The following is a 14,154-nucleotide window of genomic DNA, read 5'->3' on the forward strand; positions in this document are numbered from 1 at the left end:
CGCCGAAGGGAAAGCGGAGGTGCGGCGCCGGTCAGGCGTCGACCTTCTCCATGACCTCGTCCGAGACGTCGAAGTTGGCGAAGACGTTCTGCACGTCGTCGCTGTCCTCCAGCGCGTCGATCAGCTTGAAGATCTTGCGCGCGCCCTCTTCGTCCAGCTCGACCTGCATGGTCGGGACGAAGCTGGAGTCGGCGGAGTCGTAGTCGATGCCGGCCTCCTGGAGCGCGGTGCGGACCGCGACCAGGTCGGTGGCCTCGCTGATGATCTCCCAGGTGTCGCCGTTGTCGTTGACCTCTTCGGCACCGGCGTCCAGGACCGCGCCCAGGACGTCGTCCTCGGAGAGCTCGGCCTTGGGCAGCAGGATGACGCCCTTGCGGTTGAACAGGTACGAGACCGAGCCCGGGTCGGCCATGGAGCCGCCGTTGCGGGTCATGGCGACGCGGACGTCGGAGGCGGCACGGTTGCGGTTGTCGGTGAGGCACTCGATGAGCACCGCGACACCGTTGGGGCCGTAGCCCTCGTACATGATCGTCTCGTAGTCGGCGCCGCCGGCCTCGAGGCCGCCGCCGCGCTTGACCGCGGAGTCGATGTTCTTGTTCGGGACCGACTGCTTCTTGGCCTTCTGGACGGCGTCGAAGAGCGTCGGGTTGCCCTCGATGTCGGCACCGCCCATACGGGCCGCGACCTCGATGTTCTTGATCAGCTTCGCGAAGAGCTTGCCGCGCTTGGCATCGATCACGGCCTTCTTGTGCTTCGTCGTAGCCCATTTAGAGTGGCCGGACATCCGCCTGTCTCCTTCGCGTAACCAACAGTGTTCGTCTCCGATCCTACCGGGACCGGGTCACAGCCCCGCGCGCACCATGTCGACGAAGTACGCGTGGACGCGATCGTCGCCGGTCAGCTCGGGGTGGAACGAGGTCGCGAGCACGTTGCCCTGGCGCACGGCGACGGTGTGGCCGTCGTACCGGGCGAGCACCTCGACGCTGCCGCCGACCGACTCGACCCACGGGGCGCGGATGAAGACGCCCTCGACGGGGCCGCCGTCTATGCCGGCGAAGTCGATCTGCGCCTCGAAGGACTCGTTCTGCCGGCCGAAGGCGTTGCGGCGCACGATCATGTCGATGCCGCCGAGCGTCTCCTGGTCCTCACGGCCGTCGAGCAGCTTGTCGGCGAGCATGATCATGCCGGCGCAGGTGCCGTAGACGGGCATGCCGGCGCGCACGCGCTCGCGCAGCGGCTCCAGCATGCCGAACAGCACGGCGAGCTTCGACATGGTCGTGGACTCGCCGCCGGGGATCACCAGGGCGTCGACCTCGGCGAGCTCCTCGGGGCGCCGGACCGGCCTGGCCACGGCGTCAGCCGCGGCCAGGGCGATCAGGTGCTCCCGTACGTCGCCCTGGAGGGCCAGGACACCAATGACGGGGTTGCTCATGACAGTGACTACCAGCCGCGGTTGGCGTAGCGCTCGGCCTCGGGGAGGGTGTCGCAGTTGATGCCGACCATGGCCTCGCCCAGGTTGCGGGACGCGTCCGCGATGACCTTCGGGTCGTCGAAGAAGGTGGTGGCCTTCACGATGGCGGCGGCGCGCTTGGCCGGGTCGCCCGACTTGAAGATGCCGGAGCCGACGAAGACGCCCTCGGCACCGAGCTGGCGCATCAGGGCGGCGTCGGCCGGGGTGGCGACGCCGCCGGCGGAGAACAGCACGACGGGGAGCTTGCCGAGCTCGGCGACCTCCTTGACGAGCTCGTACGGGGCGCGCAGCTCCTTGGCGGCGGCGTACAGCTCGTTGTTGTCGTAGCCGCGCAGCTGGGCGATCTCGTTCTTGATCTGGCGCAGGTGGCGGACGGCCTCGACGACGTTGCCGGTGCCGGCCTCGCCCTTCGAGCGGATCATGGCCGCGCCCTCGGCGATGCGGCGCAGGGCCTCGCCCAGGTTGGTGGCGCCACAGACGAAGGGGGTGGTGAAGGCCCACTTGTCGGAGTGGTTGATCTCGTCGGCCGGGGTCAGGACCTCGGACTCGTCGATGTAGTCGACGCCGAGGGACTGGAGGACCTGGGCCTCGACGAAGTGGCCGATGCGGGACTTGGCCATGACCGGGATGGAGACGGCCTCGATGATCTCTTCGATCATGTTCGGGTCCGACATGCGGGCCACGCCGCCGTCCTTGCGGATGTCGGCGGGAACCCGCTCCAGGGCCATGACGGCCACGGCGCCGGCGTCCTCGGCGATCTTCGCCTGCTCGGCGTTGACCACGTCCATGATCACGCCGCCCTTGAGCTGCTCGGCCATGCCGCGCTTGACGCGGGAGGTGCCGATCGCCGACTCAGCGGACTGGGAAGAGGTGGGAAGCGTGCTCACGGGTTGACCTCACTCGAAACGAACGCGAAGGAAAGACGGGCGGTACTCGGCTGAGAAAACCCCACCGACCAGTCCACTACAAGGGCCAATGTGGAGCCGGTGGCTCTTTCACTTGTCCCCCGCGGCCCTATGAACCTCAGGCGGGGCGGTCCGCTAGGTCCACCGGAGGCTCATCGTCCATTTCGAAGGCCAGCGGGAACGGCGCGTGTCCCGCCAGTCTGAACCATCGGACCTTGCGGTGGCGGCGCAGCGCGCGGGCGGCCCGTACGGCGTCGTTCAGGAACCGGCGCGCCATGGGCACCCGGCGCACCGCCGCGGCCAGCTCCTCGGCGGCCGCCACCCCGCCCGGGGCCGCCTTCAGCACCTCCACCTGGTCCGCGTCGGCGAACACCGCCCGCAGCGCCTGGCTGAGCTCGCTCTCGGCGACCTCCCGCTGCTCCTCCTCGGCCTGCCGCGCCGCGTGCGCGGCCTCGTACAGCACGAGCGAGGAGGCGGGGTCGAGCGCCCCGGAGGTGGCCACCTCCAGCACCACGGAGGCCCGCCGCACGAGCTGCGCGTCGAGTGCGGCCCGGGCGGCGTCCATCCGCGTGTGCAACCGGTCCAGCCGCCCGGCGGTCCAGCTGAGGTAGACCCCGACGACGGCGAGCGCCACCGCGATCCAGACAAGGTTTTCGATCACGGGCGGCGACACTACCCGCTACGGGCCCCTACGTGTCCCGCGTGAAGCCCAGGCGGGTGCGGAGGGGGACGCGTTCGTCGGTGGCGACGGCCGCCGCGCCGGTGGTGACCGTTTCGTAGACCGCCAGGATGTCCGCGCCCACCGTCGACCAGTCGAAGCGGCGTACGTGCGCCGAGCCGCGGGCGCTCAGTTCCGCGCGGCGGTCCGGATCGTGCAGGAGGGCGGTCGCCGCCGCGGCCAGGGAGGCGGCGTCCTCGTTGGCGAAGAGTTGCCCCGCCGCGCCCTGGTCCAGGACCTGGGCGAAGGCGTCGAGGTCCGAGGCGAGGACGGCCGCGCCCGCCGAGAGGGCCTCGACCAGGATGATGCCGAAGCTCTCCCCGCCCGTGTTCGGCGCGACGTAGACGTCCACGCTGCGCAGCAGGCGGGCCTTGTCCTCGTCGGAGACCATGCCGAGGAACTCCACCCGGGAGCGCAGGTGCTCCGGGAGGGAGGCCACGGCCTCCTCCTCGTCGCCGCGGCCGGCCACGAGCAGGCGTACGTCCGGGCAGGCCTCGACGATGGCGGGGAAGGCCGCCATGAGGACGGGGAGGCCCTTGCGGGGTTCGTCGATGCGGCCGATGAAGCCCAGGGTCTGCCCGGACCATTCGGGGTTCGGGTCGGCCTTGGCGAAGAAGTCGACGTCGACGCCGTTGGGGATGACGACCGCGTCCCCGCCGAGGTGCTCGACCAGGGTGCGCCGGGCGTACTCGCTGACCGCGATCCGGGCGCTGATCTTCTCCAGTGCCGGCTGCAGGATCGGGTACGCGGCGATCATCGCGCGCGAGCGGGGGTTGGAGGTGTGGAACGTGGCCACGATCGGGCCCTGGGCCGCCCAGCAGGACAGCAGGCCGAGGGAGGGCGAGGCCGGCTCGTGGATGTGGATCACGTCGAAGACGCCCTCGTGCAGCCAGCGGCGTACCCGGGCGGCGGAGAGGAAGCCGAAGTTCAGCCGGGCGACCGACCCGTTGTAGGGCACCGGCACCGCCCGTCCCGCCGAGACCACGTAGGGGGGCAGCGGGGTCTCGTCGTCCGCCGGGGCCAGGACCGACACCTCGTGGCCCTGGCGGATCAGGTGCTCGGCCAGGTCGCGGATGTGGAACTGGACGCCGCCCGGCACGTCCCACGAGTACGGGCACACGATGCCGATCTTCACTACGGGCGTTCCTCCAGGTCGTCGAGCCACAGCCGCTGCAGCATGTGCCAGTCCTCCGGGTGCTCCGCGATGCCCGTGGCGAAGGCGTCCGCCACCGCCTGGGTCATGGCGGCGGTCTTCTCGGTGCGCGTGCCCTGCTCGGGCACCTCCACCTCGGGGTGGAAGCGGCCGTACATCTTCGGGCTGTCGCCGTAGTACAGGGTGACCGGCAGCAGCACCGCCCCGGTCTGCTGCGCCAGCAGCGCGGGACCGGCGGGCATCCGGGCGCGGGAGCCGAAGAAGTCCACCTCGACCCCGGAGGCCGACAGGTCCCGGTCGGCGACCAGGCAGATCAGGCCGCCGGAGCGCAGCCGGCGCGCCAGGGTGCCGAAGGAGGCGCCGCCGTTGTGCGGCAGGACCTCCATGCCGAGGCTCTCCCGGTAGGCCACGAAGCGGTCGTAGAGGGACTCGGGCTTGAGCCGCTCGGCGACGGTGGTGAAGGGAACGCCGAGGTGGCCGGTGACCCACGCGCCGGCGAGGTCCCAGTTGGCCAGGTGCGGCAGGGCGGCGATGACCCCGCGGCCGGAGGCGATGGCCTCGCGCAGGATGTGGTCGTCCTTCAGCTGGACGTCCTCGCCGAACCGCTTCGGGTCCATGGCGGGCAGCCGGAAGGACTCCATCCAGTAGCGCATGTACGAACGCATGCCCGCGTGCGACAGCTCGCGCAGCCGTTCGGGGGTCGCGTCGGGCACCACCCGGGCCAGGTTGGACTCCAGCCGCAGCACGCTCTTGCCGCGCCGCTTCCACGCCACGTCCGCGATCTTCCGGCCGAGGGCCACCGCCGCCGGCTCGGGGAGCTTCTTCACGCCGGCCCAGCCGAGCCCGTACAGCCCGTCGACCAGCTTGTCCCGTGCCGTCCCCATCAGAGCGCGCCACCCTCGGCGGCGGCGGCCGCCGCGTCGGCCTCGGCCGCCTCGCGGCGTACGGTGACCACCCGCTGGATCAGGGTGACCAGCGAGCCCGCCGCCACGATCCACAGCGCCACCGGGAGCAGCACCCCGATCCACGACGGGACCCCGAAGGTCTGCAGCCCGGACAGGCCGGCCGCGACCAGGGAGATCACCAGGCGTTCGGCGCGTTCGACGAGCCCGTTGACGGCGACCGGCAGCCCGATCGCCTCGCCGCGGGCCTTCGTGTACGAGACCACCTGCCCGCTGGCCAGGCAGAAGATCGCCACCGCGCACAGCGCGTTGTCGTCGCCCAGGCCCGCGTACCAGAGCGCGAGGCCGCCGAAGATCGCCGCGTCGGCCACCCGGTCGAGCGTGGAGTCGAGGAACGCCCCCCACCGGCTGGACGTCCCGGCCTGGCGGGCCATGTTGCCGTCCACCAGGTCGGAGAAGACGAAGAGGGTGATGGTGATCGTTCCCCAGAACAGCTCGCCGCGGGGGAAGAAGACCAGCGCTCCGGCCACCACTCCGGCGGTGCCGATGAGGGTGACGGCGTCCGGGCTCACCCCCCGGCGCAGGAGAAATGCGGCGAACGGCGTGAGAACACGCGTGAAGAACGCACGCGCGTACTTGTTCAGCATGGCCTTCCCAGAGGGTCGCTGGGCCGAGGGGCCACCACGGCCACCGGCTGGCCCATCGTAGCCAGCACCCCGCGCCCGCAGCGCCGCGCACCCACCGGTTCGCTCCGGCTCCCCGCCCACCACGGGCCCGCGTCACCCTCCCGCCGCGCGGCCGACCGTGGCCGGTACCACGTATGGACGCAGTGTGACGGCAGTGCAAAGCTCGAAGGACCCCGATCACCCTCCTCACCGCGACACCAGGAGGCACGAGAAGCATGGGAGCCACATCACACCAAGCCGGAGCCGCCGGCAGGGCACTGACGGCCGACCGGCCCGACTCCGTACGGAACGTCGTGCTGGTCGGCCACAGCGGCGCCGGGAAGACCACTCTGGTCGAGGCCCTGGCCCTGACCGCGGGGGCCGTGAACCGGGCCGGACGGGTCGAGGACGGGGGCACGGTCTCGGACTACGACGAGATCGAGCACCGCCGCCAGCGCTCCGTCCAGCTGTCCCTGGTCCCCGTCGAATGGGCCGGAATCAAGATCAACGTCCTGGACACCCCCGGATACGCCGACTTCGTCGGGGAACTCAGGGCCGGTCTGCGCGCCGCGGACGCCGCCCTCTTCGTCGTCTCCGCCGCCGACGGGATCGACGGGGCCACCCGGATGGTCTGGGACGAGTGCGAGGCCGTCGGCATGCCGCGCGCCATCGTCGTCACCCATTTGGAGGCAGCCCGCGCCGACTACTCCCAGATGACCGCCGTGTGCGGGGAGACCTTCGGCGCCGACGACCCGGACGCCGTCATCCCGCTCTACCTCCCGCTGCACGGACCGGCCGGACCCGACGGCCACGCCCCCGTCCACGGCCTGCTGGGCCTGCTCTCCCGGCGCGTGTACGACTACACCTCCGGCGAACGCGCCGAACGCGACCCGGACCCCGCCGAACTCGCCCTCATCGACGAAGCCCGCTCGCGCCTCATCGAGGGGATCATCGCCGAGAGCGAGGACGAGACCCTCATGGACCGCTACCTCGGCGGCGAGGACATCGACGTCAAGACGCTGATCGACGACCTGGAGCGGGCCGTCGCCCGGGGCACCTTCCACCCCGTCCTGATGGCCGCCCCCGCCCCCGACGGCGCCCGCCAGGGCCTGGGCACGGTGGAACTCCTCGAACTGATCACCGGCGGCTTCCCCACCCCCGCCGAACGCGCCCCCGTGACCGTCACCGCCCCCGACGGCTCCCCCCGCCCCGACGTCACCTGCGACCCGGCCGGACCGCTGCTCGCCGAGGTCGTCAAGACCTCCTCCGACCCCTACGTCGGCCGCGTCTCCCTGGTCCGCGTCTTCTCCGGCACCCTGCGCCCCGAGGAGACCGTCCACGTCTCCGGCCACGGCCTGGAGGACCGCGGGCACGAGGACCACGACGTCGACGAGCGCATCGGCACCCTCACCTCCCCCTTCGGCAAGCAGCAGCGCGCCCTCGGCACCTGCATCGCCGGCGACCTCGCCTGCGTGGCCAAACTCACCCGCGCCGAGACCGGCGACACCCTCTCCGCCAAGGACGCCCCGCTCCTGATGGAGCCCTGGCCCATGCCCGAGCCGCTGCTCCCCCTCGCCGTCGAGGCCCACAGCAAGGCCGACGAGGACAAGCTCTCCCAGGGCCTGGCCCGCCTGGTCGCCGAGGACCCCACCCTGCGGCTGGAGCAGAACCCGCACACCCACCAGCTCGTCCTGTGGTGCCTGGGCGAGGCCCACCAGGACCTCGTCCTCGAACGGCTCAAGACCCGCTACGGGGTCCAGGTCGACCCCGTCCCCCACAAGGTCAGCCTGCGCGAGACCTTCGGCGCCAAGGCCGCCGGACGCGGGCGGCACGTCAAACAGTCCGGCGGCCACGGCCAGTACGCCATCTGCGAGATCGAGGTCGAACCCCTGCCGCCGGGCAGCGGCATCGAGTTCGTCGACAAGGTCGTCGGCGGCGCCGTTCCCCGCCAGTTCATCCCGTCCGTCGAGAAGGGCGTGCGCGCCCAGGCCGCCCGCGGCATCGCGGCCGGCTATCCGCTGGTCGACGTGCGCATCACCCTGCGCGACGGCAAGGCGCACTCGGTCGACTCCTCCGACGCCGCCTTCCAGACCGCCGGCGCCCTCGCCCTGCGCGAAGCCGCCGCCGACATCCCGATCCACCTGCTGGAGCCCGTCGCCGAACTCGACGTCGAGGTGCCCGACGAGTACGTCGGCCCGGTCATGAGCGACCTCGCCGGCCGCCGCGGCCGCGTCGTCGGCACCGAGCAGGCCGGCCCCGGCCGGTCCCGGGTGCGCGCCGAGATCCCGGAGATCGAGATCGGCCGCTACGCCGTGGACCTGCGCTCCGTGTCCCACGGCACGGGCCGCTTCAGCCGCGCGTACGCCCGGCACGAGCCCATGCCGGCCCACCTCGCGGACAAGATGCGCGAACAGGCAGAGAAGGGAAGCCAGTTGACATAGCGCACCGGGTACCGCCCACCCAACCGGCTTGCGGTGGGCGGTATTTCCCTGTCCCATGACCATGGGGACGGGTCCGCATATAGGCTCTTCGCCGCGACGGAGAGCACAACGGACGACGACAGAGCGCGACACGGCAGGGCGCGACACGCCGCGAACGGCGGCGGTACGACCAGCACGACGGCACGACGGCACCACGGGCAAAGAGCACAGTGGCACGGCGATGGGGGCAGCGGTGGCGGACGACGGTTTCGACTTCAGGCCCGGAGCACAGATTCCTCTCCAGGGGGGCGGCGGCCAGACCGCGGCGACCAATGCCCTCGCCTCCGCCGCGTACCGCGACGGGGGCAAGGACACCGCGCTGTCCTCCATACTCGGGGCGAACAGCGAGAACCACCCCGCCTCGGTCAAGGCCCCGAAGATCTCCCTCCTCGAACCCAACCTCGGCGAGGCCTTCTGCCGCGCCGTCGAGGCCCGCACCCTCGGCGCCGGCCGCAAACCGCTGATCCAGTCCTTCGGCGCCGACCCGCAGACCGTCGTCGAGCACTGCCTGGCGGCCTCCCGCATCCGCAAGGAACGCGACCGCAAGCTGCGTCTGATCATGCTGGTCGCCGGGGTGGTGTTCCTCCCCGGGCTGCTGCTCTGGCTGGGCCTGTTCCAGCTGCGCAAGACGCTGGCCAAGGGCGACGGCAAGAAGAGCACCTGGGTGGGCACCGCCCTGGTGGTCGGCGTGGTCCTCGTCGGCATCGTGCTGCTCTACCGGGTGGTGTACCGCCAGCCCGGCAGCGGCCTGTTGGAGCTCTACCTGCTCGGCGCGATCATCGCCCCCGTCCTCGGCTGGTTCCTGGCCCGCCGGATCTGCGAGAGGACCGCCGCCGACCTGCGCTCCCGCTGGGACGGCCTGCTTGGGGGCGGCGCCCCCGTCGCCGCCAAGATCCCGGAGGCGGTGCCCGGCAACCCCGACGAGAAGGCCCGCGAGGACCTGCGCCACCAGCTGGCGAAGCTGACCGCCGAGGACCGCAGCAACTCCGTCTTCTACGCCGGCCCCAAGGGCATCCTCGGCATGGGCATCCGCTGGGGCAGCTGGCAGATGGCCGAGGAGCTCAACCCCAAGAAGGACGGGCACGAGATCCACCCCTTCCGCAGCTGGGACGTCATACGCGGGATCGACGCGCAGCTGCGCAAGCTGGAGCGCGGGCCCCTGCACACCGGCGGCTTCCCGGCCGCCTCGATCCAGCACTGGATCGTCACCCCCGTCGGCGAGGGCGCCGGCGAGGTGGCGCGTCCGAGCGGCGACACCGTCGACACCTTCCTGGTCAAGCCGCACGAGATCACCCGCATCTGCAACGAGCAGCAGTTCAGCGCCGGCAACCGGCACTACCTCGGCATCCAGTACCCGCTCTGGGACGGCCAGCTCGTCATCACGATGCTGGTCACCGTCACCGTCCTCTACAAGACCCTGCGCGTGGACGTCACCGCCCACGCCCTCGGCCCGGTACACGGGCTGTTCACCACCAAGTCCAAGCCCCCGGTGGTCGAGGTCCCCAAGTCCATCCGCTTCTGGGAGACTGTGGAACGGCCGCTGCCGCTCGTGGACACCATGGAGGTGGTCCGCCTCGCCGCGCGCGCCCCGCTGACCTGGTACCCGCCGCTGCTGGAGTACTTCGGCGGCAAGCTGGTCCTGCCCGAGCCCTTCGGCCTGCGGCACGTCTGGGCGGGCTCCATGTGGCGCCACCGCTTCATGGCGGACGACGCGCTGCGCACCGTGGCCCCGGTGCTGCGGTCCGTCCACGCGGCGACGTTCAAGGTGCTGGAGGAGAACGGCGTGGACACCGCGGCCTTCACCAACCGGTCCTCGATCATGAACGGCCTCATCCAGGAGCCGTCCCCGCGCAAGGCGGACGTCTACGACGGCTAGGGACGGATGGGTAGGCTGGAGGAGTACCTGCCGCCACGGGGAGGAGCCGTCATGACCGAACGCAAGCCGCCCGGAGTCAGCTTCGAGTCCTTCGTGGACCGGCAGATCAGGGAGGCCGCCGACCGGGGCGAGTTCGCGGACCTGCCGGGCTGGGGCAAGCCGATGGCCTCGCTGGACGCCCCGTACGACGAGATGTGGTGGATCAGGGGCAAGCTGCACGGCGAGGGCTTCGCCGTGCTGCCGCCGGCGCTGGCCCTGCGCAAGGAGGCCGAGGACGCCCGGGAGGCGGCCCTGGCGGCCGGGAGCGAGCGCCGGGCCCGGGAGATCCTGGCCGAGGTCAACGAGAAGATCCGCGCGGCCCTGCGGCGGCCCCCGCCGGGACCGCCGCTGGGCATCGGCGAGTTCGACGTGGATGCGGTCCTGGCGGAGCGGCGCCGGGACCGGGACGGTACGGGCTGACCGGTCCGGCCGGTCTGCCGGCCGGTCTGCCGCTCAGTCGTTGGGCCAGGCGTCCGCGAGCATCTGGCGGGTGTCCGCGAGCAGTTGCGGGAGCACCTTGGTGTGCCCGACGACCGGCATGAAGTTCGTGTCCCCGCCCCAGCGGGGCACGATGTGCTGGTGCAGGTGCGCGGCGATGCCGGCGCCGGCGGCGCTGCCCTGGTTGAGCCCGATGTTGAAACCGTGCGCCCCGGAGGCCTTACGCAGCGCGACCATGGCCCGCTTGGTCAGGTCCGCCAGCTCGGCCGTCTCCGGACCGTCGAGCTCCGTGTAGTCGGCGATGTGCCGGTACGGGACGACCATCAGGTGGCCGCCGTTGTAGGGGTAGAGGTTCAGCACCGCGAACACGTGCTTGCCCCGCGCCACGACCAGGCCGTCCTGGTCGGACATCTCCGGAATCGCGCAGAAGGGACAGCCGTCCCCGGCTTCCGGGCCGGTCGGCTTGTTCTCGCCCTGGATGTAGGCCATCCGATGGGGGGTCCACAGGCGCTGGAACCCGTCGTGCGTGCCCACACCGTTCTGCCGCTCCGGCTCAATCGTCATGCCATGCAGCATATGACCTCGCCCGGACGAACGAGCGGGGCCCCCGGAAAGTGATCACTTTCCGGGGGCCCCGCCCCTGCTCCGGCCGGTCCCGGGATCAGACCTGGACGCGGTCGGCGACGACCTTGGCCAGCTTGGCCAGCGCCTCGTCCTTCGGGATGCCGTTCTCCTGCGAACCGTCGCGGTAGCGGAAGGAGACGGTGCCCGCGGCCATGTCCTCGTCACCGACGATGATCATGAACGGGACCTTGAGCTTCTGGTGGTTGCGGATCTTCTTCTGCATCCGGTCGGAGGAGGCGTCCACCTCGACCCGCAGACCCTGCTTCTTCGCCGCGGCCGCGAACTCCTGGAGGTACTCCACGTGGCCGTCGCCGATCGGGATGCCGACCGCCTGGACCGGGGCCAGCCACGGCGGCATGGCGCCCGCGTAGTGCTCCAGCAGCACGGCGAAGAACCGCTCGATGGAGCCGAACAGCGCGCGGTGGATCATGACCGGGCGCTGGCGGGAGCCGTCGGGGCCGGTGTACTCCAGGTCGAAGCGCTCCGGCAGGTTGAAGTCCAGCTGGACGGTCGACATCTGCCAGGTGCGGCCGATGGCGTCGCGCGCCTGCACGGAGATCTTCGGGCCGTAGAAGGCCGCGCCGCCCGGGTCGGGGGTCAGCGGGAGGCCCTGCTTCTCGGCGACCTGCTGGAGGACCGCGGTGGCCTCCTCCCAGACCTCGTCCGAGCCGACGAACTTCTCCGGGTCCTTGGTGGACAGCTCCAGGTAGAAGTCGGTCAGACCGTAGTCGCGCAGCAGGTTGAGCACGAAGGTGAGCGTGCGGTCGAGTTCCTCGGCCATCTGCTCGCGGGTGCAGTAGATGTGCGCGTCGTCCTGGGTGAAGCCCCGGGCGCGGGTCAGGCCGTGGACCACGCCGGACTTCTCGTACCGGTACACGGTGCCGAACTCGAACAGGCGCAGCGGGAGCTCACGGTAGGAGCGGCCGCGCGCGTCGAAGATCAGGTTGTGCATCGGGCAGTTCATGGGCTTGAGGTAGTAGTCGGTACCACCGTCGAGCTGCATGGGGGGGTACATGCCCTCCGCGTACCAGTCCAGGTGGCCGCTCTTCTCGAAGAGGGCGCCCTTGGTGGCGTGCGGGGAGTAGACGAACTCGTAGCCCTCCTCCTCGTGCCGGCGGCGCGAGTAGTCCTCCATGACCCGGCGGATGATGCCGCCGCGGGGGTGGAAGACGGCGAGGCCGGAGCCGATCTCGTCCGGGATGGAGAAGAGGTCGAGCTCGTTGCCGAGCTTGCGGTGGTCGCGCTTCTCGGCCTCGGCGAGGAAGTCGAGGTGCGCCTTCAGCTCCTCCTTCGAGGGCCAGGCGGTGCCGTAGATGCGCTGGAGCATCGGGTTCTTCTCGCTGCCGCGCCAGTAGGCGGCCGCGTTGCGCATCAGCTTGAACGCCGGGATGTTGCGGGTGGTGGGCAGGTGGGGACCGCGGCAGAGGTCCTTCCAGCACAGCTCGCCGGTCTTGGCGTCCAGGTTGTCGTAGATGGTCAGCTCGCCGCCGCCCACCTCGACGTTCGCGCCGTCGTCGGTCGACGCGGAGCCCTTGATGCCGATGAGCTCCAGCTTGTACGGCTCGTCCGCGAGCTCCTCGCGGGCCGCCTCGTCGGAGACCACGCGGCGGGCGAACTTCTGCCCGCGCTTCTGGATCTCCTGCATCTTCTTCTCGATGGTCTTCAGGTCATCGGGAGTGAAGGGCTTGGCGACGTCGAAGTCGTAGTAGAAGCCGTCGCGGACCGGCGGGCCGATGCCCAGTTTGGCCTCGGGGAACAGCTCCTGCACGGCCTGCGCCATGACGTGCGCGGTCGAGTGGCGCAGGATGTTGAGGCCGTCCTCGGAGGAGATCTCCACGGGCTCGACGGTCTCGCCGTCCTTCACCTCGTACGAGAGGTCCTTCAGCTCACCGGCGATGCGCGCGGCGACGATGGTGCGCTCGCCGGCGAAGAGCTCCGCCGCCGTAGTGCCCGTGGCCACCACGCGCTCGTCCCGCTCGGAATCGCGTTGGATGATCACACGGACGTCTGACACCGGTCTCTCCTGACTCAAGGGACGCGCGAGCGAACGCCGCGCGCCTGAATCGTACCGAGCCGAGTGGCTGCGCCGCGAAACGGTTAACGGGGGCGCCCCCCGAGCCCCGCCGCGGGGCGGCTGACGGGCCCCCCTTCCGGCCCCGCTGTCCCGCCCCGGCCGCGCGCCGCCGGGGGCACCGGCTGGCGTGCGCGGCAGCCGGGCCGTGGGCGGTCGGCCGCGCCACGGCGTACCCGGCTCGTGCGCCGTGCCGGTCCGGCCCGGAAAACCACCGGTCCAGCCCCGGCGTGCCGGGTAGCGTGGCCGGGCCCGCCCCTGCTCCGTTCCCGCCCGTCCGTACCCGGAAGGACCCGCCCCCGTGCCGCACCCCCGTCTGCTGGACCTCTCCGACGACGCGACGGCCACCGCCGTGCACCGGATCGGCCTGGCCGCCTACGCCGTCGAGGCGGAGCTGATCGGCTTCGACGGCATCCCGGCGCTCGGCGAGGGCCTGGAGGAGATGCGGGCGAGGCCGCTGCGCTGGCTGGGCGCGGTGACGGAGGCGGGCGCCGTCGCCGGGTTCCTGGCCTGGGAGGAGACGCGCGACGGCGTGTCCGTCGACCGGCTGTGCGTGGACCCGGCCTGGTTCCGCCGGGGCGTGGCCTCGCTGCTGGTGCGCCACGCCCTGGCCGAGCTCTTCCCGGACCGCCGGGTCGAGGTCACGACGGGCGCGGACAACGCCCCGGCGGTGGCCCTGTACGAGCGCCTCGGCTTCACCCGCGGCGCGGACTTCTCCCCCGTCCCCGGCCTGCGGATGGCCTCCTTCACATCGGCCGGAACGGCCTAGGGGAACCGGTCGGCGGGCGGGTGCGTCCGAGGGGCGCCCGAAG

Annotated in this window: 13 protein-coding genes; 4 read left to right on the forward strand and 9 right to left on the reverse strand. The window is 71.5% G+C overall.

Going from position 1 to position 14,154, the window contains the following annotated elements; translation table 11 throughout:
• Nucleotides 1-31 precede the first annotated feature (31 nt).
• The 7 genes from ACIPW5_RS24835 to pgsA all read right to left on the reverse strand — a co-directional run bounded on the left by ACIPW5_RS24835 (nt 32) and on the right by pgsA (nt 5,796).
• The gene (locus ACIPW5_RS24835; protein WP_389614386.1) at nt 32-784 is read right to left on the reverse strand and encodes a YebC/PmpR family DNA-binding transcriptional regulator; all 753 of its coding nucleotides are present in this window, start codon (nt 782-784) and stop codon (nt 32-34) included.
• 57 nt (nt 785-841) lie between these two features.
• Nucleotides 842-1,432: a pyridoxal 5'-phosphate synthase glutaminase subunit PdxT gene (gene pdxT, locus ACIPW5_RS24840; RefSeq protein WP_401248858.1), complete on the reverse strand. Its 591-nt coding sequence runs from the start codon at nt 1,430-1,432 to the stop codon at nt 842-844.
• Nucleotides 1,433-1,440: 8 nt separating this feature from the next.
• Entirely contained in the window at nt 1,441-2,358 is a 918-nt protein-coding gene (pdxS, locus tag ACIPW5_RS24845; RefSeq protein WP_007263067.1) for a pyridoxal 5'-phosphate synthase lyase subunit PdxS, read from the reverse strand.
• Nucleotides 2,359-2,494: 136 nt separating this feature from the next.
• Nucleotides 2,495-3,037, reverse strand: coding sequence for a hypothetical protein (locus ACIPW5_RS24850; protein WP_401248861.1), 543 nt, complete (start codon nt 3,035-3,037; stop codon nt 2,495-2,497).
• A 28-nt stretch (nt 3,038-3,065) separates the two neighbouring features.
• Nucleotides 3,066-4,229 carry a glycosyltransferase family 4 protein gene (locus ACIPW5_RS24855; RefSeq protein ID WP_401248864.1) on the reverse strand — a complete coding sequence of 388 codons (1,164 nt, stop codon included), beginning with the start codon at nt 4,227-4,229 and terminating at the stop codon, nt 3,066-3,068.
• Nucleotides 4,229-5,131, reverse strand: coding sequence for a phosphatidylinositol mannoside acyltransferase (locus ACIPW5_RS24860; RefSeq protein WP_401248866.1), 903 nt, complete (start codon nt 5,129-5,131; stop codon nt 4,229-4,231). The genes ACIPW5_RS24855 and ACIPW5_RS24860 overlap by 1 nt, the downstream gene beginning before the upstream one ends.
• Nucleotides 5,131-5,796 (reverse strand): phosphatidylinositol phosphate synthase, encoded by a 666-nt coding sequence (pgsA, locus tag ACIPW5_RS24865; protein ID WP_401248868.1) that lies wholly within the window; start codon nt 5,794-5,796, stop codon nt 5,131-5,133. Before pgsA ends, ACIPW5_RS24860 begins: the two co-directional genes overlap by 1 nt.
• A gap of 254 nt (nt 5,797-6,050) precedes the next feature.
• On the opposite strand from pgsA, the gene ACIPW5_RS24870 reads away from it, so the two are divergent.
• The 3 genes from ACIPW5_RS24870 (at nt 6,051) to ACIPW5_RS24880 (ending at nt 10,629) form a co-directional block, all read left to right on the forward strand.
• Nucleotides 6,051-8,255 (forward strand): elongation factor G-like protein EF-G2, encoded by a 2,205-nt coding sequence (locus tag ACIPW5_RS24870; RefSeq protein ID WP_401248870.1) that lies wholly within the window; start codon nt 6,051-6,053, stop codon nt 8,253-8,255.
• Between the two features lie 232 nt (nt 8,256-8,487).
• Nucleotides 8,488-10,170 (forward strand): hypothetical protein, encoded by a 1,683-nt coding sequence (locus ACIPW5_RS24875; protein WP_401248873.1) that lies wholly within the window; start codon nt 8,488-8,490, stop codon nt 10,168-10,170.
• 51 nt (nt 10,171-10,221) lie between these two features.
• A complete protein-coding gene (locus ACIPW5_RS24880) occupies nt 10,222-10,629 on the forward strand; it encodes a DUF1992 domain-containing protein (protein WP_401248876.1) in 408 nt (135 codons plus the stop codon).
• 33 nt (nt 10,630-10,662) lie between these two features.
• Here ACIPW5_RS24880 and ACIPW5_RS24885 read toward each other — a convergent pair whose 3' ends face one another.
• Nucleotides 10,663-11,223, reverse strand: a complete 561-nt coding sequence (locus ACIPW5_RS24885; RefSeq protein WP_401248879.1) for an HIT family protein — start codon at nt 11,221-11,223, stop codon at nt 10,663-10,665.
• Nucleotides 11,224-11,308: 85 nt separating this feature from the next.
• Nucleotides 11,309-13,285 carry a threonine--tRNA ligase gene (gene thrS / locus ACIPW5_RS24890; protein ID WP_007263076.1) on the reverse strand — a complete coding sequence of 659 codons (1,977 nt, stop codon included), beginning with the start codon at nt 13,283-13,285 and terminating at the stop codon, nt 11,309-11,311.
• A 358-nt stretch (nt 13,286-13,643) separates the two neighbouring features.
• On the opposite strand from thrS, the gene ACIPW5_RS24895 reads away from it, so the two are divergent.
• Nucleotides 13,644-14,111: a GNAT family N-acetyltransferase gene (locus ACIPW5_RS24895; RefSeq protein WP_401248881.1), complete on the forward strand. Its 468-nt coding sequence runs from the start codon at nt 13,644-13,646 to the stop codon at nt 14,109-14,111.
• Nucleotides 14,112-14,154 lie beyond the last annotated feature (43 nt).

It is taken from the genome of Streptomyces sp. NPDC090077 (assembly GCF_044747545.1).
Taxonomy (GTDB): domain Bacteria; phylum Actinomycetota; class Actinomycetes; order Streptomycetales; family Streptomycetaceae; genus Streptomyces.

Excerpts from the sequence above, each read along its gene's own strand:
- ACIPW5_RS24835 (WP_389614386.1), bottom strand. The coding sequence starts at position 784 with ATGTCCGGCCACTCTAAATGGGCTACGACGAAGCACAAGAAGGCCGTG.
- pdxT (WP_401248858.1), bottom strand. The coding sequence starts at position 1,432 with ATGAGCAACCCCGTCATTGGTGTCCTGGCCCTCCAGGGCGACGTACGG.
- ACIPW5_RS24860 (WP_401248866.1), bottom strand. The coding sequence starts at position 5,131 with ATGGGGACGGCACGGGACAAGCTGGTCGACGGGCTGTACGGGCTCGGC.
- pgsA (WP_401248868.1), bottom strand. The coding sequence starts at position 5,796 with ATGCTGAACAAGTACGCGCGTGCGTTCTTCACGCGTGTTCTCACGCCG.
- ACIPW5_RS24870 (WP_401248870.1), top strand. The coding sequence starts at position 6,051 with ATGGGAGCCACATCACACCAAGCCGGAGCCGCCGGCAGGGCACTGACG.
- ACIPW5_RS24880 (WP_401248876.1), top strand. The coding sequence starts at position 10,222 with ATGACCGAACGCAAGCCGCCCGGAGTCAGCTTCGAGTCCTTCGTGGAC.
- ACIPW5_RS24885 (WP_401248879.1), bottom strand. The coding sequence starts at position 11,223 with ATGCTGCATGGCATGACGATTGAGCCGGAGCGGCAGAACGGTGTGGGC.